This window comes from uncultured Campylobacter sp. (assembly GCF_937981295.1).
GTDB lineage: Bacteria > Campylobacterota > Campylobacteria > Campylobacterales > Campylobacteraceae > Campylobacter_B.
This window is the reverse complement of the sequence record NZ_CALJPC010000097.1, coordinates 1-23472: the sequence shown is the minus strand read 5'-3', so window position 1 is coordinate 23472 and position 23472 is coordinate 1. Positions and strand designations below refer to the sequence as shown.

The window sequence follows — 23472 nt, the reverse complement described above, 5'->3', positions numbered from 1 at the left end:
CGTTTGTTATGCTATTTGTGATTAAGGTTTTATTGATGAGAATTCCGTCATTTTTATCCATCCAAGCTGTGTTTTGGGCAAATTTGTTATTATCCAGGTCGAAGTATGTTTTACTGTTTTTTCTTGATATTGTTTTTATGCCGTCGCCGTTTAAATCAATCACAATCGGTGAAGTTTTGGTTGAAGCCGGAGTCGTATCTGGGAAAGTATCGTTTGGACTGCCGTCTTCGTCGTCATCAAAATCTAAAATACCACTTTCAAAATCGTCTAAGCAACTAATGCAAAATCCAGAAGCAGTAATCCAAAATATCAAAATAAACAAATAATGTAAAATCAAAGCAAAACTAGAATAATCCCGCAAAACTAGCGGCTCTTTGTCGTAGTCCCTAGTCTCTTCTTTCCTTAGCGCAGCACCGGCTTTAAATTTATCCAAATCGAGCTCTTTATAAACGGAATTTCGATGCATTCTATACGAAAGGGGATTAAAATTTTATAAAACGGCGCTTGAAATTTAGGTTTTGCCGTCGCGACAAACGGGCGGTTTGATCCGCGATTTTCGGGTGCAAAAAGAGCGCTTCAAAAGCCCAGTAAAATGAGGCAAAATTTAGGCATAATGGCGGCGTTTTGCTTTGCAATTTGGGCTAAAATTTGATATGATTGTGCGAAATTTATATTGAACGGCTTTTTAAAATGAATAAATTTATAACCCAAAAAATAGGCGCGCTCGCGGGCTTTAGCGATGAAATTTTAAAAATTTTAGCATCGTTTGACGCGGATGTTTCGGATGTCAGGCTCGCTTTGCAAATTTCAAAAAACGCCCCCCTCGCGGATAAAATTTTAGATTTAGCCTTTTGCGGTTTGTCTAAATTTAGCGCCGAAGGGCTCGCGAGGCAAAATTTCGGTGCCGCGGATGAGCGGTGCGATCTCCAAAGCATGGAGCCTGTGAAGTCCATAGGATGCGGCTTACAAGATGCCGCAGACGAGTGGCGGCAAAACGAGTGTACCTCGAGCGAGCAAAAGGGCGCAGACTTAGCAGAGCAGGGCGATAGTCTTAAATTTAATCATTTAAATGACGCAAACGACGCGAACTGCAGCGACGAGAATTTTAAATTTAACCCCTCACAAGCAGCAAGCGATACGCCGCCACAAAATCAACACGTCGCCGCGAGAGCTGATTGCGCGCTAGGTTCAAGCATTTCCGTGCAAGCCGAACGAGCGCATGGACGAGAGCCGATACAAGAGCAGGGGCAAGCGCAGCAGCAAAAACAGGAGCAAGAATGGGGAAGAGCGCAGGAGCAGGGGCGAGAGCAGGGCGCCGCGGCACTAAAAACGCTAAATTTACAGCGAGCGTTTGAGCTTTACGGGCGCGAGCAGATGCGGGCGTTTTTTCTATTCGCCGTATTCGACGAGATGCTAAAGCCGAGCCTACGGGCGTATCGCATCGACCGCGAAAAGCTTACGCAGGTCTCGCTGCTGCGAAATCTGCTTATGTTTTCGTGGATCAAATCCTACCCGCAGATAGAGCAAAGTATCCTCTCAAGCGTGATTTTGGTGGAGTTCGGGCGGGTTTTTATCGACGAGCAGGTGTGTGCTGCGGGCAAGGCGGAGGAATTTTACCATGCCATCAAGGGCTCGATCTTTCCGCAGGATTTTACCGACGTGGAGATGAAATTTACCGGCACGAACCGCGAAAGCGTCTCGCACGCGCTATTTGCGCATTTCGGGCTAGAGCAGATCGCGCAGGACACGCTGTATTCAAACGCCCCGGACGACGCGCCTTTTGAGAACAAATCCCGCTACGCGATGCTAAAGATCGCCAAAACCGCGGTCAATATCTATCATCACTTTGACGAGCTTAGCATCGACAACGCTTTAAATTTACTAGTCGAGTTTGGCTTCGAGCAGGAGGCGTTTTTAGAGGCTAAAGGCGAAATTTCGATATGAAAGAGTTCCTGCGCGCCTTTAACTCGGGCGTATTTGAAAAGGATCTTAGCGGCGAGCAAAAGGAGCTCGTGCGTAACCTCCTAAATATCGGCGCCATCAGCGCGCACAAAGGCAAGCTCTATCTAAACGACGGCTATGTTTTCGGCAGGCTCGACATCGCGCGCGACGGCACGGGCTATCTGCAAAGCTTCGACGATCGCTTCAAAGCAGATCTCATCATCGAAAACAGATATTTAAGCGGCGTGCATCTGGGCGATCTGATCCTAGCAAAAATTTTAAGCTCAAGAAAGTCCCGCCTGCACGCAAAGGTGCTGATGTGCGTCAAGCCCGCATTTTTAACAAGCGTGGTTTATACCAAAAGCTTCGGGCGCGAAATTTTAGGCGTAAACGTCAAAACCGGCCTTGCAAATCCGCTCAAAGCCACGCAGAAATCGCTCAAGCAGCTACCCGCAAACACCCTTTTAAAGATCGATAATCTAACGAACGAAATTACCGAGGTGATCGGAAACCTAGCCGATCCCTTCGTCGATGAGAAAATTTCTTTAGCGATCTACGATAAAAACGACGAATTTAACGAAGCGTGCAAGCAGCAAGCCGCGAGCTTCGGCAGCGAAGTGGACGAGGCGCTGTATCCGCAGCGCGTGGATTTGCAGCATCTGCCCTTTTGCACTATCGATCCCATCGACGCCAAGGACTTCGACGACGCGATCTATTTTGACGTAAAAGAGCGCACGCTTTACGTCGCGATCGCCGACGTGAGCGAATATGTAAGCGAATACTCGCCGATCGATAGGGAGGCGAAATTTCGCGGCTTTTCGATCTATTTCCCGCACCGATCCGTGCCGATGCTACCGCGCGAGCTTAGCGAAAATATCTGCTCGCTGATGCCTGATCTGCCGAGGCTGGCCTTTGTTTTTAAAATCTCTTTGGATGAAAATTTAAACCCGCAAAAAGAGGAGCTTTTCGAAGCGATCATAAGATCAAAGCGCCGCTACAATTACGACGAGGTCGATGAAATTTTACGCACTCGCAAGGCGTGCGAGCCTGAAATTTTAAGTTGGCTCTTGCCGCTTAATGAAATTTGCGAGCGCCTGCGCCGCGCGAGGCTGAAGCGCGGATTTGATTTCCGCACCAAGGAGCTTCGCATCACGCTTGATGAGCACGGTTTTATAAGCTCCACTCGTTTTGAGACCGACACTCCGTCGCACAAGCTCATCGAGGATTGTATGCTGCTAGCCAATAAAGCCGCCGCGGCGCGTATCGAGCGGGGCGTTTTTAGAAATCACGGCTCGGCGGAGCTTAAAAAAATTTACGCTCTGCTTGACGATCTGGCGCTGTTCGGCATCGACGCGCCGTATCAGAGTAACCTTGCCAAAATGATCGGCGAAATCCAAGCGCAAGCCGATACTATGGGTATCCGCGAGGAGGTCGATAAGCTCATCATCAAGGCTCAAAAGCGCGCCGAGTACGGATCCGAATCGCGCGGGCACTTCGGACTCGGATTTGATAACTATACGCACTTCACAAGCCCGATCAGGCGCTATTCCGATCTCATTTTGCACCGATTGCTAAAGGCACAGATGAGGGGTGATGAGAAATTTTATAATTACCTGCTTTTAAACATTGACGCGACGTGCGCGCGGCTAAACGAACTTGAGCGCGAGGCGGACAAGGTCGCGTTTGATTTTATGGACCGAAAATTTGCGCGCTGGGCCGCGGAAAATTTGGGCAAAAAATTCCGCTGCTACATCGACGAAAATGGAAATTCCGTCACCGCAAAGCTAGACGACAAGCTAAAGGGGGCTAAAATTTTAGTTTCAAATTTCGCCGGCGACATTTTAACGCCCGTGATAATCGAGCTTACGGATGCAAACATCGCTAGCGGAGTGATCATAGGCAGGGTGGTAAAGAAGATCTGATGTATAGGAAAGAATTTGACGGGCTTATCGCAAGCGGCAGGGTGCCGAATTTCGTGCTTTTGCGCGGAGGAGACGATTTTTCAAACGAGCTTTACGCGCAGCGCCTGAAGCAAATTTACGCCGCGGAAAATTTTTTGAGTTTGTATTTTTTGGAGTATGATTTTGAGCAGGCGCGAAGCTTCTTGGAGCCCTCGCTTTTCGGCGGCAGCAACACGCTTCACATCAAAACCGCCTCGCTCATCAAAAAGGAAGAGCTGCGAAGGCTCATCGCGCTGTGCAAGGCGGACGCGAACAATCATCTAATCTACGAGCTAAACGATAGCGAAATTTCGGTGAGCGCGGATTTTATCAAGGAATTTGAACGAAACGAAGTGAGGTTTTTCAAACCCTCGGGCGTGAATGAAGCCATAGCGCTGCTTGCGCAAAAATGCGAGATGTGCGGGCTTTTTGCAAACACCGCCGCGCTTAGTAGGATCTACGCCATCCACAACGAGAGCCTAAGCCTGAGCGCGAGCGAGATAGAAAAATTTGCAAGTTTAGGGCTTGAGCTTAGCCTGCAAAACGTAAATTTGATGGTTTATGGCCTTAGCGAGGTGAGCTACGACGAGCTTTTTGATAAAATTTTTGGACTAAGCGACTTTCGCGTAGATTTTTACAAAATGGCTCTGGGCGGCGGATACAACGAGATGGAGCTGATAAATTATTTCTACCGCTTGATTTATAGAATTTTTCGGCTGCATGCTTACGTGAAAATAAACGGTAGATTTGATTTTAAGGCGGTTTTAGGCTATCAACCGCCACCTTCCGTGGCCGCACAGATGCAGCGCTACGCCACCAGCTTTTCAACGCCGACGTTTTATAAAATTTTCGCTCACTTAAACGATTTGGAATTTGAACTCAAAAGTGAAAAAAACGCGGCGAAAGATGAGCTTTTGCTCGCGTCGTTTTTGAAGTTGCAGCGCATGCTGCTAAGTTCGCTCGGGCAAAAAGCAAATATTAAGTGAAATTTTAGTAATATCCCCTTGCATTTTTTGCAAAATCCTTGCCCGCAGACGCTGTTTGCGAGCTAAAATCCATAAGGAGAATTTATGAGAAACTACGAGGTTTTATTCATCGTTAAGCCCACGCTTACCGACGATGAAGTTAAAACAAAAGTCGATTTCGTCAAAGAAATCATAACCAAAAACGGCGGAGAGATCGCTTCCGTGATCGAAATGGGTGCTAGAAAGCTAGCCTATAAGATCGACAAATATGAGCGCGGAGTTTATTTCGTAATCTATTTTAAGGCCGAGCCGAACTTGATCTCCGAGCTTGTTAGAAATCTGCGCATCACCGAAGATATCATTAGATTTTTGACCGTCAAATATGAGACTAAGCGTGAAATTTTCGCTTGGGACAAGCTAAGCAAAGGCATCAAACTAAGCCCTGCGAAAAAAGAGCGCGAGCCAAAAGCGCCGGTAGAGCCAAAAGAGCCTGAAGAAGCAGCCAAAGAGGGCGAATAAAGGATAAAATATGTTTAATAAAGTAGTTTTGGTAGGTAATTTGACCCGAGATATCGAGCTTAGATATCTGCAAACGGGCACCGCCGTAGGTAAAACCGGCATTGCCGTCACACGCAGATATAATAGCTCAAACGGCGAGAAACGCGAAGAAACGTGCTTTATAGACATAGATTTTTTCGGTCGTACGGCTGAGATCGCAAACCAATACTTGCGAAAAGGCAGTAAAATTTTGATCGAAGGCCGCTTAAAGCTAGATCAGTGGCAGGATCAAAACGGACAGAACCGAAGCAAGCACTCCATTAGCGTAGATACGATGGAGATGCTAGGAAGCAATCAAGGTGGAAGCGGCGGCTATAATCAAGGCGGCAATTACGAGGGCGGTAATTATGGCGGAAGCTCCGGCGGCTACGGCGGAGGAAATTCTAACTACGGCAGCGGTAATTACGGCGGCGGAAATAGCTATGCTAACAGACAAAACTCAAATTCAAGAGGCGCAAAAAACGATTACAACGCACCTAAACAAAAAGAGCAGAGTTACGAAAGCACGATTCCTGAAGTCGACGTCGATGCCGATAAATACGATGACGGCAACGACACGATCCCATTTTAATTAAGGAAAAATCATGGCAGATAAGAGAAAATATACTAGGAAGTATTGCAAATTTACGGAAGCAAAGATCGAATTTATCGATTATAAGGACACGGCGCTGCTAAAGCACTGCCTAAGCGAGCGCTTTAAGATTATGCCGCGTCGCTTAACCGGCACCAGCAAAAAATACCAAGAGATGGTAGAAAAGGCTATCAAGCGCGCGCGCCAAGCAGCCCTTATACCTTACATCGTCGATCGTAAAGACGTGGTCGTAAATCCATTCGAAAATCTTTAAATTTTAGCGGCGTAGAGCCGCTAAAATTCCTACTTTTTAAATCCAATTTTTAAAATTTTTAAGCCTGTTCTTATATATATAATTTCATCCATATTTTTTCAAAGGGGAAATTATGGCAGAGAATGAACAAGAGAATTATTTAATGTGCCCATTTTGCGGCAAAGACGACATCAAATACGGAGCAATCGTATGCAGTGGATGTCAGGCAGAGATATCTTATCGCAGACCATGGATAAAGACACTTCTTGGTTCTATAGTTTGGCTTTGGTTTATAGGAACTTTTACTAAAGATAGCGGTACAATATTTTACTTCGTCTTAGCTATAGGAGTTATAGGTATAATTGCTTCTATTTTTATGGCGCGAGATCACAGTCCACAATTTAATAGGATTATGAAGCACGTTAATTAGTCTATGTCGCCGTCCGTTGACAGATAAATTTTTGTAATTCTCTGATTAAATTTAAATTTGGGAGAATTACGCTACTTAAATTTTAAAAGATAGATTATGAATTTTCTCTAGGTTTCCTTGCTGGTAATGGTGCTTTTGATGGGCGGCTTGCAGTCGCGGTTATCGCTTTTATTCCGGGTTTTATAGTAAAGGCATTTTTAGAAGGCTTGACTTCTAGCGTAAATAATAGATTTATTGCGTCTGTCGTACTAATTGTGGGAGGTTTAGTTCTAGGGTATTTAGCGGGTCTTCCGTAGATGAAAGTGAGCAAGCAAAAGAAAGTGCAGAAGCAACAAAATATGACGCAGCAAGATAAAGTCTATTATATCCAGTGAAGTTTGATGTTTAGCGGCTACGGCGTGACGATCGACGGTAAATGGGGCAAAAAACTATGCAAGCGGCGCAGAAATATTCGGGCTCGTCCGCAACCTCGATCGACGAACTTTATGAGGCAGTCAAGGCTAAAAAAGAGGGCGAAAGATAAAATTTAAATTGCAAGCCGAGTACGTCGCGCTAAATTCTTAAATTTACTCGCTTTATATACGTCTTATCGGGCGCCTCAAAATAGACTGGGCTGCTTGTCAAAGTCTCTTAAGCTTGTCTGGGGCGTAAATTTTAAAAATGTGGCTTGAGCGTTTTTGAGGTAAGCGGACGAAATAAACTTGCTTGTGCGCGGACTATGTTAAATTTAATAAATTTAGCTGCAAGGCGCGACGAAATTTACGCTGTTTGCAGCTTGCAAGCGGGATAAATTTAAGGGCGCGATCTTTATGGGTAAATTTTATGCGCGACCGATTGGGCGCGCGGTTTTCTATAAAAGTTTAAATTTCTTATGCTCAAAGTGGTATTTTTTCTGCGAAATCGCGTTAAATTTAAGGCTATCTATCCTGGAAAAGTTAACGACGTATTCCTTCAAGCAAGCGAGGATGAAAGAGAAGCGGTAATTGCCATTTTCGTAAAATATCTCACTCGTTATTATTTCGCCGGGCGCCGCGTCGCATCTTTGATCAGAGCTCATAACACATTTTAGTTCATAATATCCATTTTGCAAATCTCCGATGTAAAATTTTAAATGCAACTTTTCATTAATTTGCTTTTTAGGTAGCAATAGCGCATCGTTGAAGCTTATGCCCGCAAAAATTCTTTCTAGCGTATGCATATTTTTATGCAGCCCTGCCAAATACGCCTCGTACCGCTGCTGCCTTAAGGCATATTCGCTATCTTTTATATTGCCCTTGATCCAATCTAAGTCAAAATATATCACTTCAATCTCTTCGGTTTTAAATTTATCGCCGCCTGTTCGCTACAGCCCCAAGAAATTCTCATCGTTTTTGATCTTTTCGATGATATCGAGCGTGGCGTAAAACTCGTCGTAGAAATATGGCATCTCGAGCTTGAAAAATTTAAAGCTTAGCCCCTCCAGCACCTTGAGCGAGTGTTTGTTTTTAAGTAAAAATATGAAAAATACCCCGTCTTTTTCCAGCGCGTTGAGGTAGTTTATTTCGCTTATATTGGCGCGCAGGATCTCGGCGTCAAGGATGACGACGTCGGCTACGTAGATGAAGTCGTTTAGATGTCTCTTCGCACTCTCCCAGTTGGAGTTTGGCATCACGTCGCAACCAAGCCCGCTCAAAAAATCTCGCAGCTCCTCGAAGATCGCGCGGTTTTTGTGCGTGATTATGACGTTGTAGTCGTATTTTTTGGCGCTAAAGCTCTGCTGCGCGAAGCAGCTAAGCACGGCATCCATTTTGATAAAGGTTCCGCGCCCGTCGGCTCCAATACTTGGATGCGAACCGAGTGCACGCAAATGGGTCTGCGCCGAAGTAAGATACTCATCATCCGTGCTAGCGACGCTTTCTAGTGCACTTTTAAGCGCATAGGTGCGCGGATCCTTTAGCTCGCGATCGATACCTACTCGCACGTCGAGCTTGACGGAGCTCATATTCGCTCTAAGTTCCTTGCTACTAAATTCCACGCTTACGCGGATTGGCTCAGCGATATTTTGCAGGAAAAACTCGCACGCGTCAAAGACTGCGCTAGTGAGATTTAGCACCTCGCCGCCGTAGATACGCGGTAGCTGCGGTGGAAAGCTAAGATAGAGCGTGCTGTCGTATTTTGTGCACTCCTCAAATAAAATTTCGCTTTGAAATTTTAAAATTTTTAAAATATCGATCTGCGCGATATCCTCGCGTCTAGGCACGACGGAATCGCTTTCTTTGGCTTTAGGCGCAGCGGAGAAAATTTTGCCGCTTACGGCGGGCTTTTTAGCAAAAAATTTTCTTGCCGCAAAGCCTGCCGTCGCAGCCAATATTGCTAGCGCGCCTAAAACCACGGCTTTCATAGCACAAGCATCCCATCGCCATAGGAGTAGAAGCGGTATCTTTGCTCCACTGCGATGCGGTAGAGCTCAAGCGTGCGCTCAAGGCCGATGAAGCTCGCCACGAGCATTATCAGCGTGGATTTGGGCAGGTGAAAGTTCGTAAGCAGAAAATTTTGTCTTATCGGAGGATTGCCCGGGTGCAAAAACAGCTCGCAGATTCCGCTGCTTTGCCCGTTGCGCGCAAAATTTTCGATCGTTCGCGTAACGGTCGTGCCCACGCCTAAAATTTTTCGCTCGCTTTTTAGAATTTGCGCGGTCTGCGGCGGGATGGAGTAGAGCTCGCCGTGCATCTTGTGATCGCGCAGATCCGCTACCTCCACGGGCTTGAAGGTGCCCACGCCCACGTGCAGCGTGATAAAGTGGATCTCGTGATTTCGGCGCAAATCCGCGATCATCTCGCTATTAAAATGCAAGCTCGCGGTGGGTGCGGCGACAGCGCCTTGCTCGCGCGCGAAGATACTTTGGTACCAGCTTGCGTCCTCCTTCGTATCGGCGCGCTTGATATACGGCGGCAGCGGCACGTGGCCGATACGTTCGCAAATTTCAAAAACATCGTGGGTATTTAAAGCCTTGCCGCCGCGCTCAAATTGCACGATGCGAAGCCCGTCGTCCATCAGCTCGCAAACGCGCGCATTAAGATTGCTTTGAAATTTTAATTCGCTGCCTGCTTTGACGCTACCGCGAATATAGGCGCTAAATTTATTGCCCTCAAGCGGCGAGTTTAACAGAAGCTCGATCTTGCCGCCGCTGCTTTTATGACCGAAGAGACGCGCCTTAATCACCCGCGTGTCGTTGAAAATAATATCGCAGGGCGGCAGGGCGTCCGCCAGATCGCCGAAGCGTGCGTGCGTGATCTTCTCCTTGGCGCGGTCGTATATTAACAGGCGCGCGCTTTGTTTGGGCATCGCGGGCGCGCTTGCGATGAGCTCGCTAGGAAGCTCGTAATCGTAGCTAGAGACTAAATTTAGATCCGCCATCTTACGCCTGCGCTACGTCCGTGGAATTTTCGCCTTCGTCATCCTCCTGCTTATACGGATTTATCATTTTGGCGATGAAGATCGAAAGCAGATAAAGCACTATCAGCGGAGTTGCGAGCATAAACTGGCTAAGTACGTCCGGCGGCGTCATGACCGCTGCAAAAATGAAAATAATGACGATTGCATAGCGGAAAAAATCGCTCAGACTTTTGTTCGTCACAAGCCCGATTTTAGCGAGGAAAAAGGTTACTACAGGAAGCTCGAAGCTGATGCCAAATGCGACGACGAGCTTAGCGAAAAAGCCTACATATTCGCCGATCGTAGGCATCGCAGTAAATTGCTTGGCGCCAAAATTTACCAAGAAATTAAACGCTACGGGAATTACGAAAAAATAGCAAAACGCCGCGCCTAAAAAGAACATAATGCTCGCGCCGCTAACGAAGGGGATGACGTATTTTTTCTCGTTGTCGTAAAGCCCGGGCGCTATGAAAAGCCACGCCTGCCAGAAAATTATCGGCATCGCTAGAAGTAACGAGGTGAAAAACGACACCTTCATCGCGGTAAAAAAGGTCTCGCCAAGCTGGGTAAAGATGATCTCGCTGCCTTTGGGAAGCACGCGCACTAGCGGGCGGGTCATAAAGCCTAAAATATCCTCCCAAAAGCCGAAGCACGCGACGAAAAGAACGATGACGGACAGCACGGAGATCACTAGGCGTTTGCGAAGCTCGGCTAGATGGGGTTTTAGCTCTTCAAACATTAAATTTCTCTCTCATTATGATTTTTGTGTATCGTTATTTTGCGCGGAATTTTGCATAGAATTTTGCGCATCGCCGTTTAAATTTGCATTTAAATTTTCCGCGCTGCTTTTTGCTTCGCCGCTTACGTTTGTATTTTGCGCGGAATTTCCCGCACCGCCGTCCGTGCTCGGCATGGAATTTTCGCTTTCGCTTTCGGCGCTAGAATTTGTTGTGCTGCCGGCGGAGCCTTGCGCAGAGTTCGCGGCGTCCGAGCTTTGCGCGGAATTTTCGCTGCCCGAATTTGCTTTTAAATTTGCCGCCTCATTTTGTTTTTGTACCGAGACCTCCGCAGAGTTTAGCGCATCTTTGGCGGCATCCGAGCTAAGCGTTTCTTTAAGCGAGCTTTTCGCGTCTTTTAGCCCCGCATTTAGCGTCTCTTTGACCGAGTCTATGCCGCCTTTTATCTCGTCGAGCTCCTCAAACGTGAGCTTTTTGCGCACACTTTCGCTTGCTTGCGTGATGCTCTCTTTATATTTTTTGGCATCCTCTTTGAGCTCGGCGATGCGAAGCTCCTGATCAAAGCTCGATTTTGCGTCGTTGATGGTTTTTTTGATGACTTTGAAGTATTTCGCGAGCTCGACCAGCACTTTTGGGAGTTTTTCGGGCCCCAGCACGATTATCGCGATGATTAAAATGACCGTAATTTCAGGCATACTGATACCAAACATAAAATTTCCTAACGTAAAAAGTGGCGTATTGTAACTAAAATTTCATTAATCTTAAATTTAGCGCCCGCTTTGGCTGCTTTGCGTGATAAAAAGCGCGATCTCGTCGGCAAGCAAAAAGTTGGGATTATAAAATTTACCCTCGCCGAATTTCAGCTTTTTTGCCTGCACGAGTAGCTGCGCGCTGCTTAGCTCCGCGGCGTCTAAAATTTGCGCGTCCACGCCCAAAATGCAGCGCAGCCCGAGAAATATGCGCTCGAGCTTTTTATCCTGCGCGCTTAGAACTTCGCGCTGTTTTTGCAGCGGATCTGCGATGTAGTCTCGCAAATTTTTAGGCGAGCTAAGGCGCACCCGTCCGCTAGTTCCGACCGCAAATGCTCCGAATCCAGCGTAATCCTCGCCGCGCCAGTAAGCCAGATTGTGCTTACAGCACAGTCCGCGCGCGGCAAAATTTGAAATTTCATACTGACTAAAGCCGCTATCTCCCGCAAGAGCAAAGAGAAATTTAGCTAGAGTCGCGCTTTCCTTTTTAAAGCTTTCGCGCCCGAAAAATGGCGTGTTTTCCTCAAGGCTTAGCGCATAGGCGCTTAGATGCGGCACTTCGCAGCGCGCAAGCTCATCCATTTCAAATTTTAAATTCCTTTTATCGTCAAATTTGCTCGCGTAGATTAGGTCTAAGTTTATATTATCAAAGCCCGCCGCTTTGGCATTTTGCACCGCGAGAAAAATCTGCGCGGCGCTGTGCGCGCGACCGAGGAACTTTAGCTTGGCGTCGTTGAAACTCTGCGCGCCGAAGCTGATGCGATTTACGCCGAGCCCCTGCATCGCCATAAGCCAAGCGGGGCTGGCGGAGTTTGGGTTGGCTTCCGAGCTGATTTCGGCTTTGGCGGCGAAATGCGGCGCGAGCAGCGCAAAAATTTCATTATAAAGCCCCGCATCTACGGCACTTGGCGTACCTCCGCCGATAAAAAGCGTCGAAATTTGCGCGTACGGATTTTTCGCCAAAAAGTCGCGCACCTCAAGCTCTAGCGCGCGAAAGTAGCTTTTTGCGAGACTAAACTGATCGCTAAAAGAGCCAAAGGCGCAATACGGGCATTTAGAGGTGCAAAACGGCACGTGGATGTAGATGTGCAAGGGCGGTCCTATGGGCTAAATTTACGTCGCAAAATTTAGCGAATTAATTTGAAAATTTATATAAATTTTAAGCCTCTTAACGCAAATTTTAATATTTTTAGGTAGAATTTTGAGAAATTTTTTGTGAGAAAACGAGATGGAAAAAGAGAAAAATTACAGACCAAATGTCGCTGCAATCGTACTTTCGCCCTCGTATCCGTTTAATTGCGAAATTTTAATCGCGCAGCGAAGCGACATCAAAGGCGCTTGGCAGTTTCCTCAAGGCGGTATCGATGATGGTGAGACGCCTAAGATGGCGATCCGTAGAGAGCTAGGCGAGGAGATCGGAACAAGCAAAGTCGATATCATTGCTGAGTGCCCGAAGTGGCTTAGCTACGACTTTCCCGATGGAGTAGCTCAAAAGATGCGCCCATACGACGGGCAAATTCAAAGATATTTTTTAGTGCGATTGCGAAGCTTAGCCGATATAAACATCAATACTAAACTTCCGGAGTTCGACGCATTTAAATTCGTAGGCGCGAATGAGGTTTTAAGGCACGTAAATCACTTCAAAAAGCCGATTTACGCGACGGTTTTAAAATATTTTAAGGAGGAGGGTTACATTTAATGCTGATCGTTCAAAAATACGGCGGTACGAGCGTCGGCACGCTAGAGCGGATCGAGGCGGTTGCGCAGCGCGTGATAAAGACTAAAAACGAAGGACACGATGTCGCGGTAATCGTCTCTGCGATGAGCGGCGTTACCAATCAGCTCATCGAGCAGGCGGAATTTTTTACTAAAACTCCCGTAGGCAGAGAGATGGATGTGCTGCTAAGCTCGGGCGAGCGCGTCACGAGCGCACTTTTAGCTATCGCGCTAAACGCCAAGGGCTATGCTGCGATCGCATTTAGCGGGCGTGGTGCGGGCATCGTGACGGATAATTTTCATACCAAAGCTCGCATCGTCTCGATCGATCCAAAAAGCATGCAAGAGGCGCTAAAGCAGGGCAAAATCGTCGTCGTCGCGGGCTTTCAAGGTATCAGCACCGCAGGCGAAGTAACTACGCTCGGGCGAGGCGGAAGCGATCTTAGCGCAGTCGCCGTCGCAGGAGCGCTGAATGCCGATCTGTGCGAAATTTACACCGATGTAGACGGCGTATATACGACCGATCCGCGCATCGAGCCCAAAGCCAAGAAGCTTGATCGCATCAGCTACGACGAGATGCTTGAGCTTGCGAGCTTGGGGGCGAAGGTTTTGCAAAATCGAAGCGTTGAGCTTGCGAAGAAATTAAACGTAAATTTGGTGACGCGAAGCAGTTTTAACGATCATGAAGGAACACTCATAACAGGAGAAGAAAAGATGGAAGATGCGGTAATTAGCGGCATTGCACTGGATAAAAATCAAGCAAGAATTACGATTAGAAACGTAGAGGATCGCCCCGGCGTCGCGGCTGAAATTTTCTCCGCGCTTGCAAGCAAGGAGATCAACGTCGATATGATCGTACAAAATATCGGACGAAATGGGGAGACTAATTTGGGCTTTACCGTGCCGCAAAACGAGCTAGAGACGGCCTATAGGGTAATGAAAGAGGTAAATCCAAATCCGAATTCCATCATCGAATCGGATGCCGATATCGTAAAGGTTTCTTTGGTAGGCGTGGGTATGAAAAGCCACAGCGGCATAGCCAGCAAGGCGTTTAAGACGCTTGCGGACGAAGGGATAAATATCCAGATGATCTCCACGAGCGAGATTAAAATTTCGATGATCGTAGAGGCTAAATACGGCGAGCTTGCCGTGCGCGCGCTGCATAAAGCCTACGATTTGGATAAATAATGCAGGATCTGCACACTTGGAGCGTCACGGCCATGCGCTCCGAGCCAGGACTTGAGTGGCTCGAGGATCGCAAGGAGGACTGGACGCCGCTTTTAGCATCAAAGCTGAAATTCCTCCACGACGGCTTTGCTTTCATCGTCATCTGCGACGATGAGCGAAGCTGGTTTAGCGAATATATCATCAAAAAGATCAACTCCTCTACCAACTCTCGCCCGCTGCTGCCGTTTTTTTCGCTACGCTCGCTTTATCGCGGCGGCGTAAATAGCCTGGAGGACGCGCTGCTGCTAAACGATATGTTAAGCCTCGCGTTTGCCAACGGCTTTATATATTTTTACATCGGCAACGGCAACCATCCTCTAGCCAAAATCGCCAAAAGCCACGAGGACAGCTATTTGTGGCTCATCGACGAGAGGCTGCAAAATAGCTTTTATATGAGCGAGAGCGATCCTAGCCTGGATCTCAAACTGATCCAGCTTTTTAAAATTTTAGATAAAAGCATCGACGCCGTGCTTTTTGACGAAGTGGTGCTTTGAAAATCATAAATCAGATCGTTTTAACGGGCGATTATGAGGGCTTTAAAGATAAAATTTTAGCCGAAATTCCGCGCAAAAATTTAAGGTTTTTCGAAAGCGTCGAGCTTAAGATCGACGAGGCACGAAAGATCATTGACGAAGCCTACGTCGCCGAGCGCGAGGATAAGATCATCGTCATCGCCGCTACGAAATTCGGCGAGGAGGCGCAAAACGCTCTGCTTAAAATTTTAGAGGAGCCGCCCAAAAATACGGTGTTTTTCCTGATCACCCCTTTCATCAACGCCCTGCTGCCTACTATCCGCTCGCGCCTGATCGTGCAAAACCTCTGCGTGCGAAAGCCCAGATACCGCACCGGGCTAAACTTAACCAGGCTCAGCCTAAAGGAAGCGGTGGAGTTTATCGACGCGCAGATCGCGCTGGAGCGCAAGGGCGAGCTGGATAAGACGGCGCTAAAAGCACTCATCGGCGAGATCGCGCTAGAGTGCTTTGAAGCGGGCGTCAGTCTAAGCGGCGATGAGCTGCAGCGGATTGACCGCCTAAGCTACCTCGCCGAGCACAACGCCAAAGCCCACGCCGTGCTTACTCCGTTACTGTTGATGATCGAGGAGAAAAGATGAAAATTTATAAAATTTCAAACGAGGCCGATTTCGCGCTGATTTGCGAGCGTATCGGCGTGCGAAATGCGGGACGGGCGATAATGCAGAAAAAATCGCGCCTAAACTTTTTCTATCTAAAAGATCTGCGAGCGCCCGCGGCAAATATTTTAAAGCAAGATGCCCTTAGTATCGGCGCCGAGCTTGCGTGCAACGAAGGGGTGATCCTGGGGCGCGACGATACGGACGCGGTTTTGATCGCAAACGATCGCCAGATCGAGGTTTTGGCGCAAAAGGAAGCACTGCAGGATTTCGGGCTAAAAGAGGTCGCGAAATTTCTAGGCAAGAAATTTGCTAAGCCGCAAAGCTGCGAAATAATGGGCGTCGTCAATATCAACTCCGATAGCTTCAACCCCGCAAGCCGCGCGGCAAACCTAAAAGAGGCGACCAATAAGATCGAAAAAATGATCAAGCAGGGCGCCGCTATCATCGATATCGGCGGCGTGAGCTCGCGCCCGGGCAGCCAGTACTGCGGCAGGGATGAGGAGTTTGCGCGCATAAAGGACGTGCTGAGCGAAATCTACCGTCTGCGTCTGCATGAAAAGGCTAAATTTAGCCTCGATAGCTTCGATGAGTATTGTTTGGAATTTGCGCTAGATCGGGGCTTTAGCATCATCAACGACATCAGCGCAAACCTCGCTCTCGCACCGCTTGCGCTTCGCTATGACGCCGCTTACGTGCTGATGCATATGCAAGGAAAGCCGCAAAATATGCAGCTTGCGCCTAAATACGACGATCTGATGGGCGAGATAGATGAGTTTTTTGCGCAAAATCTGCAGCAGCTGCGAAGCGCGGGGCTTAAAAAGATCATCCTTGACGTGGGCATCGGCTTTGGCAAGACCGCCGAGCAAAATTTGGTACTGATTAAAAATTTGCAGCATTTTTTGCACTTCGGCTGCCCGCTGCTCGTGGGCGCGAGCAGAAAGAGCGTTATCGATTTTTACAGCTCCTCTGCGGTCGCGGACAGGCTCGCAGGCTCGCTGTATCTGCACCAGATCGCTGCCTTAAACGGCGCTGCGATCATCCGCACGCACGACGTTTTCGAACACGTTCAAATGCTGCGGCTAATGCGCGCGATGGACGCCGCTGCGGTAAAATTTTAAAATTTTGTGGAATTTTCGTGAAATTTCATATTTTTCACTAAATTTTTACGAATCCGCCTTATGCGGAATTCTAAAATTCCTCAAGGAAATATTTTAATTCTTTTAAAATTTTGCGAAAGAGCTTTTGCGGAATTTTATCCACATTTTATTTTGTGCCTAAGCTTTCGTGCGCTTGCTCGTCGAAACTTATAAAAATTTATAAAATTTCGCTCGATTTATGAGGCGCGTCAAAACAGCGAAGTAAAGAGGGATAAATTCTGGCGACGATTTGCACGGATTATTTGCCGCACGAACCGAATTATTTCATTTTTGGGCGAAACGAGCGCTTTACGTCAAAGCCCTTGCTAGCGATTTTTATATCATTTGGTATCGTGCCTGCCGGAGCAGAGGCGTCCTTTTTGGCGGATAAAAACTCGACTAAGCTTTGCCAGACAAAGTCGGCATCCAGATAAAACCCCATCGCGTTAAGCTGTGGATTTATCGCCGCGATGTGAATGTTCTGTGTGAGCTTAAAAAATACGATTGGGGCGCTCAAAATTTCATCTTTGCTTATAATTTTATCGTCGCGAACAATATTTTTTAGTGTCGTTTTGCGGTCGCCCTCTAGCGCTACGAGCTGCAGAATCTCCTCGCGCGTAGCCTGCTTGCCGATCATCTTGCTTAGCCACGAGACGATATGGACGCGAAATCCATCGCTAAAGCTCAAAGTTCTGTCCTTCTGATACTGCCTTCTTAACTCCGTCTCGTCAAACTCTAGGCTTGTGTAAATTTTACCTTGAGAGGCGAAAATATGGACTAAATTTTTGCCGATGAAAATCACGGAGTGAAGCAGGCGCGGCAGCTTATTTACGTCCGTTTTGCTCCAGTTTATAAATTTACCGCGGATAAAGCGGTACCCGCTAAGCTTCCTTTCAAAGACCTTTTTATCGCCCTCATCAAGCCTCCATAGCTCGTCCGCACCTACTAGAGTAGAGTTTCTGCGGTCATAGACCAAAGTCTCGTCAAGTCCGTATTTTGACACCATAAAATCGTAATTATCTTTAAATTTCGAGATAATTTTCATGTTCGTCCCTTAAAATTTTATCTTTCCTAAGCTTCTTAATCGGCGCGCTTTGTACTGAAACCGAAGCAAAATTTTATCATCGTAAATTCGCACTGCGAACCTCGCAAATTTTACTAAAATTTACTGCTAAATCGCCAAAATTTATATCGCAAGCTCACGGCTCGCTCAATTTTACCGCGTGTCGGCGAAATGGCAAAACCGAACGAAAAGCGTGCGGCGCGGCAAATTTTAAATTTATTTTACGCGGCGGCATAGAATTTTAAAATTTATTTTCTGCGATGGCGCAAAATCTCAAATTTATCTGCCGCAAAAACAGAGGCCGCTACCGCTTAAAGTCGTGGATTTCTATATTCGCACCGTATTTTTTGCAAAGCTCGCTTACCTTTTCTTTTAGCCTCTCCTCGTCATAGCAGATGAGATCGATGTATGCGTGCCTCTGCCCGGTTGCGCCGCCGATTATCTCCAAAAACGAGCCGCAGCTCTCTAGCTCATCGTCCTCGATCTTGTTTCGCAGATCAAAGCCCGCCTGCATGTCGCCGTCGTTATCAATGCTCAGAAAGCAAAATTTGATGCCGAGCTCGAAGGCTTCGTTATAGATGTCGCGCTTGCCGCCTAGGTACTCGCCTATGAGATTTCGCAGGCAGGTGGTGCCCACGATCACGTCCTCGCGCACTCCGCTGCCGCGCGGCTGCATCTCATAGCTGAAAAAATTCTTTAGCGGTTCGCGCGCGGCTTTTTCGCCGAATTTCTCATCGATCAGATCGGCAAATTCGCTTAGCGGCACGCCGTTTTCTTCGAGCTGGGCCAGCACCTCAAGCTCGCCTAGCGTATTTATGACCGCCGTTTCGCCGATCATATTGTCAAGAAGGATAAAGCTAAGGTTATAGGCCTTGCCTTCGTCCTGCGCGAGTAGAGCCGCTAGGTTTTCGTTGTAAATTTTAATATCCACGTCGCTTTCGTTAAACTGCGCGTAGATCATCGACTCCTCGGCGTTTACGCGCGTGCCGTACATCTCAAGTCCGCCGATACCTCGCGGCGCACGCGGCTTTCCGAGCGTACATAGCATCTTTGATTCAAGCTGCCTAGGCATAGCGTTTTTGATAAAGCTTAGCCAAAATAATCGGTGTCTCATGCCCTCGGGAGTTAGCACCAGATCAAGCTTATCGCCCGCAAGCCCCGTCATAAAATAGGGCTCGGCAAGGCAGATACGAAGCTTCTCGTCGGTCTTTTGCATCGCCTTTTTAAACTCCTTTGCCGCCAGATCGGCCTTGATCTCATCTATCGCGCCGCTAAATTCCGCCCAAAATTTATCCACTCTGCCGGCAAAAGTGCTTGGAATTTGCGCCTTTTCAGCTTTTTTTCCTGAGCTAAATAACCCCACGGCCTCTCCTTTAATTAAATTTAAACGCAATTATAGCTAATTTTTGCGCGGGCGCGGAACGCAAGCCGTAAGACCACCCTGCTCTTCTGCGCTCCGCTATACGGCTCGCGCGGTGAAATTTTGCCCGCTATTTTAATCAGGCAAATGAAAGTAAATTTAAAATACAATAGGAATCTCAACTAAATTTAAGGGGAGCAAATGGGACTGTTTAAAAAACTATTCGGCGGCGATGACGCGTGCTCGAAAGATAGCGATAGCAAAGACGCGCAGGATGAAAACGCCGCGGCAAAAGACGCAAAAGAGAGCGAGCCCGTGTTTTACGCGGACGGCGAAGATGAGGCGATGCTAAAAGCATTCGAGCAGGCGCGAAAGAGCTTTCGCTACTTCTGGCGCGAGCTGTACTGGGAGCGCCTCCGCATCGTCCCTGCGCTTAGCTTTGCCTGCGTTAAGGTCGCCTTTTCGCAAGAGCTAAACGGTAGCACCGAGGTCGAGCATATGTGGGTAAACGACGTGTATTTTGACGGCGAGCGCGTTTGCGGCGTGCTCGTAAACGACCCGAACGTGCTAAGTAGCGTCAAAAACGGCGACGAAGTCGCGGTGCCGCTAGAGCAGATCAGCGACTGGATGTTTGCGATAGATGGCAAGACCTACGGCGGCTTTAGCGTGCAGGCGATGCGCAAAGCTATGAGCCAGAGCGAGCGCGCCGAGCACGACGAGGCGTGGGGGTTAAATTTCGGCGATCCTGACGTCGTGCTGGTGGCGTACGAACAGCAGGAGCATCCGCAAAATTTAACCGAGCACCCGATGAGCGTCAATACGAAGAAAAATTTCGAGGAGTTTTTGCGCGGGTATCCGGACGAGATCACGCGCACGGACGATGAGGGCTACACGATGCTGCACCACGAGGTGATCGCGGGCAATCTGACGAGGCTCGAGCTTTTGCTTGCTAAGGGTGCGGATAAAAACGCTAAAAATATCCACGGCAAAACCGCGCTTGATTATGCTAGAGCGCTCGGCTGGGATCACGTCGCAGAGGCACTTAGCGAGTAGATAGCGTTTGGCAGCTATGCGGGCGGGCTAAATTTGGCTGTAAATTAAAATTTAGCCCATGCCCTGTGTCCCTTTTTTTTACCCAAGCCAATAACCCGCAAATTCCTTTTAATCAAATTTAGGCAGCATGAAGCTATTTTAAAATTTTACGAAAGCTGCATTTTAAAATTTTTTAGTAAAATAAAACGCAAAGGAGCTAAGATGGCGACGATCAATATACAGACACAAAACAATAACACCATAAAAGCTATAAAGGCTTTGCTGCTACTTGATCCGACGGCGACTATAGTTTGCGACGAACCTATGCTAAGCGAATCCGATCAAAAAAAGCTTGACGAGATAATAGATCAATCGGACAAAGGCGAATTAAAGCTTTATAACGATGATGAGATAAAAGAAAGGCTAGCCGAAAAAGGGCTCGCGTGGTAATTTTATACTCTGAAAATTTCGTGAGCGAACTCGAAAATATCACCAATTTTATAGCTTTGCACAGCGAAGTTCGGGCTGATGATTTTATGCGCGAGCTCAAAAGCGAAATCGAGAAAATCCCCTTTATGCCGTATCGCTTTAGAAAAAATTTAAAACAAAACAGAAACGACGTCAGAGAGATGATCTTTAAAAGCTATGTGGTACCTTTTCAGATCAAAAAGGACAGCATTATAATTCTATCCATCTTTAAATGCAATTTGACGCGCTTTAGCTAAAATTTTGATTTTACCCTCACGTGCACTGAAAGCAGCCGCCTAAAACCTCGCATTTCTCGCAGATCTGCACATATATGACCCCCTCGCCCTGTATCATCTCGCCAAATGGGATCTGAGCTAGGTCACAGTCGGCACGGCAGAGCTCGACAGCCACGGCACGATCAGGCAGGGATTCGTCGAGATGAGTAACGTCCGGCTGGTCGAGGATATGACCGACCTCATCACGGCTCAGCGCGCGTATGAAGCCAACTCAAAGGCGATCACGACGAGCGACGATATGCTCTCGATCGTAAATAGTCTAAAATAGGCTAAATTTACGCCGCTGCGCCTGAAACTACTTTGCGGATTTCGGGTTTGGCGGCTTTTTAAATTTTGCCCGCTTTTGCCGTTAGGGAGTTAAATTTGAGCGGTAAATTGAGCGGTGATTTTATACTGCGGCTCGCGAAAGCTAAATTTGAGCAAAATTCGGGCTAAATTTACAGACGCCGCGATTTTTTGAGGCGTCAAGGCGGGGCTCAATTTACCTGGATTTACCGCCTTTTTGCGCGCCTAGCTCACCATCCTTGCTCGTTTAGGATTTTATATTTGTCGCAACCGCCCTGATTGCCTAAATCGCAAGCCTTGCCGAAATACTCTTTTGCCGCTCCTTTATCTTGCCTTACGCCCTTACCATCATAATATAAAACCCCGAGATTATGGCAACTGCCTGCATATCCCATATCGCAAGCTTTAGAGTATAGCTCGCTTGCTTTTTCGTAGTCCTGTCTTACGCCTTGTCCGTTAGCATATAAAAACCCGAGATTATGGCAACTGTCTGCCTCTCCCATATCGCAAGCTTTAGAAAATAGTTCGCTCGCTTTTTTATAGTCCTGCTTTACGCCTTGTCCGTTAACATATAAAACCCCGAGATTAGAACAACTAATTGCCTCTCCCATATCGCAAGCTTTAGAGTATAGCTCGCTCGCTTTTTGATAGTCTTGTCTCACGCCTTGTCCGGTATCATATAAAAGCCCGAGGGAACCGCAACTAATTGCATTTCCGTCGTCGCACGCTTCTTGCAACTCCCCTATATCCTCACCCGCCGCAAACAAAACCATAGCGCAGGCGAGCGCCGCGATTAATCTTTTCATAAATTTACTCCTGCCAAAATTTTTATCGGTATTTTATAAAATTTAGCATTAAAAAAAAGCTAAATTGACGTTAAAGGTTTGAAATTTGAGCAAGCCTTTTTTGCCGAGTTTGCTCAAAATCGTACCGTAAAGAAAGCCGTCAAATTTAGCCTATTTAGGTAAATTGAGCGCCAACGCCGCCGCAAAAACCCGAATAGCCACCCTAAAACCCGTAAATTTGCTCGCTTGCACCCAGAAATTCGCCGCCGATAACCACGGAAAATTTGCCGCGCACAAGATCGCATCGCTGCTGCCGTCATGTTTCCTAAACCTTAGCATAAAATTTCGCCGTAGCGGTGCCGCAGCGACATAATCTCGTTGCCGCCACTATGCCACGCCGCCCGCAGCGATCCGTGCCAATATAATTTCATCGCCACCGATAACCTCATCGTCGCAGCAATGTCGCCTCGTTACCGCGTCCGTCGCAAAGTTTCAAATTTTACTTTTTATCGTGGTTTTTAACCAGATATTCTATGATATTTACCGCATTATCGATGCCGCAATACGACGTATCAATGCAGATATTGTAGTTTGCGGACGCACCCCAGACTTGGTTGGTGTAATATTGATGAAAGCTCATCCTGCCTGCGTCGCTGTTTTCCATATACTCGCGCGCGTCGGTATGGCCCTCTTTTTCTAATCTGGCAAGCTTAAACTCATCGCTCGCGCGTAAAAATACCGTCAGCAGATCCGGATGTCCGCGCAAGAAAAACCCCGCGCAGCGTCCAAGCACTATAACGTTGCCGCTCGAGACGATCTTTTCGTAAATTGCTACAATACGATCGCGCTTCTGCTCATTGGCTAGCTCGTTGTGCGATATTGCCTGAAGTAGCGTATTTACGGGCATTTCGTTGTAGAACTCATACATCTGCTCGAAGCAGCCAAGCTCGTCTGCTTTGCGGAGCAGATCCGCCTTGGCTAGATAGGTGTAACCTAAGCGCTCGGCTAGTTTGCGCGCGGTTTCGCGCCCGCCTGCGCCCGTTTGTCTAGCGATCGAGATTATCATATTTTCTCCTTAGATGAAATGTGCAAATATACCGGCACCGATGACGGTAAGAAGTCCCGTAACTGCCATTGCTAAAGACGCCATCGCGCCCTCTACGTCACCGATCTCAAGAGCGCGCGCCGTTCCCATCGCGTGGCTCGCGCAGCCTAGGGCGATACCTTTTGCCATCGCCTTTTTGATGCCAAAAATTTTAAGTAGCGCCTCGCCAAATACGCTACCGATGATGCCCGTAGCGATGATGCAGGCCACCGTTAGTGTCACGATGCCGCCTAAGCTTTCGCTGATACCCATACCGATCGGCGCCGTGACAGATTTCGGTAGTAGCGTGACATACATTGTGTGGTTTAG

The 23472-nt window shown here is 47.6% G+C and carries 26 protein-coding genes and 3 pseudogenes; 16 read left to right on the top strand and 13 right to left on the bottom strand.

Annotation, left to right across the window (positions count from 1 at the left end; translation table 11 throughout):
- A pseudogene (locus tag Q0135_RS10495) lies at positions 1–433 on the bottom strand (hypothetical protein); the annotation flags it as partial.
- Between the two features lie 257 nt (positions 434–690).
- Here Q0135_RS10495 and Q0135_RS10490 point away from each other — a divergent pair.
- From Q0135_RS10490 to Q0135_RS10460, 7 genes are all read left to right on the top strand, one after another.
- A complete protein-coding gene (locus tag Q0135_RS10490; RefSeq protein WP_297990333.1) occupies positions 691–1944 on the top strand; it encodes a hypothetical protein in 1254 nt (417 codons plus the stop codon).
- Positions 1941–3863, top strand: a complete 1923-nt coding sequence (locus tag Q0135_RS10485; protein ID WP_297990331.1) for a ribonuclease R family protein — start codon at positions 1941–1943, stop codon at positions 3861–3863. The genes Q0135_RS10490 and Q0135_RS10485 overlap by 4 nt, the downstream gene beginning before the upstream one ends.
- Positions 3863–4867, top strand: a complete 1005-nt coding sequence (locus tag Q0135_RS10480) for a DNA polymerase III subunit delta (RefSeq protein ID WP_297990330.1) — start codon at positions 3863–3865, stop codon at positions 4865–4867. Before Q0135_RS10485 ends, Q0135_RS10480 begins: the two co-directional genes overlap by 1 nt.
- 84 nt (positions 4868–4951) lie before the next feature.
- Positions 4952–5365, top strand: coding sequence for a 30S ribosomal protein S6 (rpsF, locus tag Q0135_RS10475; RefSeq protein WP_297990328.1), 414 nt, complete (start codon positions 4952–4954; stop codon positions 5363–5365).
- 10 nt (positions 5366–5375) lie between these two features.
- Positions 5376–5975: a single-stranded DNA-binding protein gene (locus Q0135_RS10470; protein ID WP_297990326.1), complete on the top strand. Its 600-nt coding sequence runs from the start codon at positions 5376–5378 to the stop codon at positions 5973–5975.
- A gap of 13 nt (positions 5976–5988) precedes the next feature.
- Entirely contained in the window at positions 5989–6249 is a 261-nt protein-coding gene (gene rpsR, locus Q0135_RS10465; RefSeq protein ID WP_295151385.1) for a 30S ribosomal protein S18, read from the top strand.
- A gap of 112 nt (positions 6250–6361) precedes the next feature.
- On the top strand, positions 6362–6658 hold the full coding sequence (locus Q0135_RS10460; protein ID WP_297990325.1) for a hypothetical protein: 297 nt from the start codon (positions 6362–6364) through the stop codon (positions 6656–6658).
- A gap of 850 nt (positions 6659–7508) precedes the next feature.
- On the opposite strand, the gene Q0135_RS10455 is transcribed toward Q0135_RS10460, so the two are convergent.
- From Q0135_RS10455 to hemW, 6 genes and pseudogenes are all read right to left on the bottom strand, one after another.
- Positions 7509–7961, bottom strand: coding sequence for a hypothetical protein (locus Q0135_RS10455; RefSeq protein WP_297990323.1), 453 nt, complete (start codon positions 7959–7961; stop codon positions 7509–7511).
- Positions 7962–8000: 39 nt separating this feature from the next.
- Positions 8001–9038, bottom strand: coding sequence for a hypothetical protein (locus tag Q0135_RS10450; protein WP_297990321.1), 1038 nt, complete (start codon positions 9036–9038; stop codon positions 8001–8003).
- Entirely contained in the window at positions 9035–10054 is a 1020-nt protein-coding gene (queA, locus tag Q0135_RS10445; protein WP_297990318.1) for a tRNA preQ1(34) S-adenosylmethionine ribosyltransferase-isomerase QueA, read from the bottom strand. The genes Q0135_RS10450 and queA overlap by 4 nt, the downstream gene beginning before the upstream one ends.
- 1 nt (position 10055) lies before the next feature.
- On the bottom strand, positions 10056–10811 hold the full coding sequence (gene tatC, locus Q0135_RS10440) for a twin-arginine translocase subunit TatC (RefSeq protein WP_297963770.1): 756 nt from the start codon (positions 10809–10811) through the stop codon (positions 10056–10058).
- Between the two features lie 438 nt (positions 10812–11249).
- A pseudogene (gene tatB / locus Q0135_RS10435) lies at positions 11250–11519 on the bottom strand (Sec-independent protein translocase protein TatB); the annotation flags it as partial.
- Positions 11520–11576: 57 nt separating this feature from the next.
- Entirely contained in the window at positions 11577–12650 is a 1074-nt protein-coding gene (gene hemW, locus Q0135_RS10430; protein ID WP_297990317.1) for a radical SAM family heme chaperone HemW, read from the bottom strand.
- A gap of 136 nt (positions 12651–12786) precedes the next feature.
- Here hemW and Q0135_RS10425 point away from each other — a divergent pair, with 136 nt between their 5' ends.
- Genes Q0135_RS10425 through folP form a run of 5 tightly spaced genes read left to right on the top strand, consistent with a single transcriptional unit; the run spans position 12787 to position 16751 of the window.
- The gene (locus Q0135_RS10425) at positions 12787–13257 is read left to right on the top strand and encodes an RNA pyrophosphohydrolase (RefSeq protein WP_005873256.1); all 471 of its coding nucleotides are present in this window, start codon (positions 12787–12789) and stop codon (positions 13255–13257) included.
- Positions 13257–14462, top strand: coding sequence for an aspartate kinase (locus Q0135_RS10420; RefSeq protein WP_297880342.1), 1206 nt, complete (start codon positions 13257–13259; stop codon positions 14460–14462). Before Q0135_RS10425 ends, Q0135_RS10420 begins: the two co-directional genes overlap by 1 nt.
- On the top strand, positions 14462–14995 hold the full coding sequence (locus Q0135_RS10415; protein WP_005873254.1) for a HobA family DNA replication regulator: 534 nt from the start codon (positions 14462–14464) through the stop codon (positions 14993–14995). The genes Q0135_RS10420 and Q0135_RS10415 overlap by 1 nt, the downstream gene beginning before the upstream one ends.
- Positions 14992–15612: a DNA polymerase III subunit delta' gene (locus tag Q0135_RS10410; protein ID WP_297990314.1), complete on the top strand. Its 621-nt coding sequence runs from the start codon at positions 14992–14994 to the stop codon at positions 15610–15612. The genes Q0135_RS10415 and Q0135_RS10410 overlap by 4 nt, the downstream gene beginning before the upstream one ends.
- Entirely contained in the window at positions 15609–16751 is a 1143-nt protein-coding gene (gene folP, locus Q0135_RS10405; RefSeq protein ID WP_297990313.1) for a dihydropteroate synthase, read from the top strand. Before Q0135_RS10410 ends, folP begins: the two co-directional genes overlap by 4 nt.
- A gap of 298 nt (positions 16752–17049) precedes the next feature.
- Here the strand turns inward: folP and Q0135_RS10400 are convergent, their stop codons facing one another.
- Positions 17050–17814: a hypothetical protein gene (locus tag Q0135_RS10400; RefSeq protein WP_297990310.1), complete on the bottom strand. Its 765-nt coding sequence runs from the start codon at positions 17812–17814 to the stop codon at positions 17050–17052.
- Positions 17815–18136: 322 nt separating this feature from the next.
- A complete protein-coding gene (locus tag Q0135_RS10395; protein ID WP_297990309.1) occupies positions 18137–19195 on the bottom strand; it encodes a hypothetical protein in 1059 nt (352 codons plus the stop codon).
- 198 nt (positions 19196–19393) lie between these two features.
- Between Q0135_RS10395 and Q0135_RS10390 the strand changes: the two genes are divergently transcribed.
- From Q0135_RS10390 to Q0135_RS10380, 3 genes are all read left to right on the top strand, one after another.
- On the top strand, positions 19394–20245 hold the full coding sequence (locus Q0135_RS10390) for a DUF2314 domain-containing protein (RefSeq protein WP_297990308.1): 852 nt from the start codon (positions 19394–19396) through the stop codon (positions 20243–20245).
- 201 nt (positions 20246–20446) lie between these two features.
- Complete coding sequence (locus Q0135_RS10385) at positions 20447–20674, top strand: hypothetical protein (RefSeq protein ID WP_297990306.1); 228 nt, start codon at positions 20447–20449, stop codon at positions 20672–20674.
- Positions 20668–20949, top strand: a complete 282-nt coding sequence (locus Q0135_RS10380; RefSeq protein ID WP_297990304.1) for a type II toxin-antitoxin system RelE/ParE family toxin — start codon at positions 20668–20670, stop codon at positions 20947–20949. The genes Q0135_RS10385 and Q0135_RS10380 overlap by 7 nt, the downstream gene beginning before the upstream one ends.
- Before the next feature lie 16 nt (positions 20950–20965).
- On the opposite strand, the gene Q0135_RS10375 is transcribed toward Q0135_RS10380, so the two are convergent.
- Positions 20966–21103: a hypothetical protein gene (locus Q0135_RS10375; protein ID WP_297990302.1), complete on the bottom strand. Its 138-nt coding sequence runs from the start codon at positions 21101–21103 to the stop codon at positions 20966–20968.
- Between Q0135_RS10375 and Q0135_RS10370 the strand changes: the two are divergent.
- A pseudogene (locus Q0135_RS10370) lies at positions 21104–21256 on the top strand (flagellar basal body rod C-terminal domain-containing protein); the annotation flags it as partial.
- A 247-nt stretch (positions 21257–21503) separates the two neighbouring features.
- Here Q0135_RS10370 and Q0135_RS10365 read toward each other — a convergent pair.
- The 3 genes from Q0135_RS10365 to Q0135_RS10355 form a co-directional block, all read right to left on the bottom strand.
- A complete protein-coding gene (locus Q0135_RS10365) occupies positions 21504–22079 on the bottom strand; it encodes a tetratricopeptide repeat protein (RefSeq protein ID WP_297990299.1) in 576 nt (191 codons plus the stop codon).
- A 478-nt stretch (positions 22080–22557) separates the two neighbouring features.
- Positions 22558–23124 (bottom strand): AAA family ATPase, encoded by a 567-nt coding sequence (locus tag Q0135_RS10360; protein ID WP_297990296.1) that lies wholly within the window; start codon positions 23122–23124, stop codon positions 22558–22560.
- A gap of 9 nt (positions 23125–23133) precedes the next feature.
- On the bottom strand, positions 23134–23472 hold a 339-nt coding region (locus tag Q0135_RS10355), incomplete at its 5' end, for an LrgB family protein (RefSeq protein ID WP_297990293.1).

Bases quoted from the DNA above. Each gene is read 5' to 3' on its own strand.
- Q0135_RS10490 (WP_297990333.1), top strand. From the start codon at position 691: ATGAATAAATTTATAACCCAAAAAATAGGCGCGCTCGCGGGCTTTAGC.
- Q0135_RS10485 (WP_297990331.1), top strand. From the start codon at position 1,941: ATGAAAGAGTTCCTGCGCGCCTTTAACTCGGGCGTATTTGAAAAGGAT.
- Q0135_RS10480 (WP_297990330.1), top strand. From the start codon at position 3,863: ATGTATAGGAAAGAATTTGACGGGCTTATCGCAAGCGGCAGGGTGCCG.
- rpsF (WP_297990328.1), top strand. From the start codon at position 4,952: ATGAGAAACTACGAGGTTTTATTCATCGTTAAGCCCACGCTTACCGAC.
- Q0135_RS10470 (WP_297990326.1), top strand. From the start codon at position 5,376: ATGTTTAATAAAGTAGTTTTGGTAGGTAATTTGACCCGAGATATCGAG.
- rpsR (WP_295151385.1), top strand. From the start codon at position 5,989: ATGGCAGATAAGAGAAAATATACTAGGAAGTATTGCAAATTTACGGAA.
- Q0135_RS10460 (WP_297990325.1), top strand. From the start codon at position 6,362: ATGGCAGAGAATGAACAAGAGAATTATTTAATGTGCCCATTTTGCGGC.
- Q0135_RS10450 (WP_297990321.1), bottom strand. From the start codon at position 9,038: ATGAAAGCCGTGGTTTTAGGCGCGCTAGCAATATTGGCTGCGACGGCA.
- queA (WP_297990318.1), bottom strand. From the start codon at position 10,054: ATGGCGGATCTAAATTTAGTCTCTAGCTACGATTACGAGCTTCCTAGC.
- tatC (WP_297963770.1), bottom strand. From the start codon at position 10,811: ATGTTTGAAGAGCTAAAACCCCATCTAGCCGAGCTTCGCAAACGCCTA.
- Q0135_RS10425 (WP_005873256.1), top strand. From the start codon at position 12,787: ATGGAAAAAGAGAAAAATTACAGACCAAATGTCGCTGCAATCGTACTT.
- Q0135_RS10420 (WP_297880342.1), top strand. From the start codon at position 13,257: ATGCTGATCGTTCAAAAATACGGCGGTACGAGCGTCGGCACGCTAGAG.
- Q0135_RS10415 (WP_005873254.1), top strand. From the start codon at position 14,462: ATGCAGGATCTGCACACTTGGAGCGTCACGGCCATGCGCTCCGAGCCA.
- folP (WP_297990313.1), top strand. From the start codon at position 15,609: ATGAAAATTTATAAAATTTCAAACGAGGCCGATTTCGCGCTGATTTGC.
- Q0135_RS10400 (WP_297990310.1), bottom strand. From the start codon at position 17,814: ATGAAAATTATCTCGAAATTTAAAGATAATTACGATTTTATGGTGTCA.
- Q0135_RS10390 (WP_297990308.1), top strand. From the start codon at position 19,394: ATGGGACTGTTTAAAAAACTATTCGGCGGCGATGACGCGTGCTCGAAA.
- Q0135_RS10385 (WP_297990306.1), top strand. From the start codon at position 20,447: ATGGCGACGATCAATATACAGACACAAAACAATAACACCATAAAAGCT.
- Q0135_RS10365 (WP_297990299.1), bottom strand. From the start codon at position 22,079: ATGAAAAGATTAATCGCGGCGCTCGCCTGCGCTATGGTTTTGTTTGCG.
- Q0135_RS10360 (WP_297990296.1), bottom strand. From the start codon at position 23,124: ATGATAATCTCGATCGCTAGACAAACGGGCGCAGGCGGGCGCGAAACC.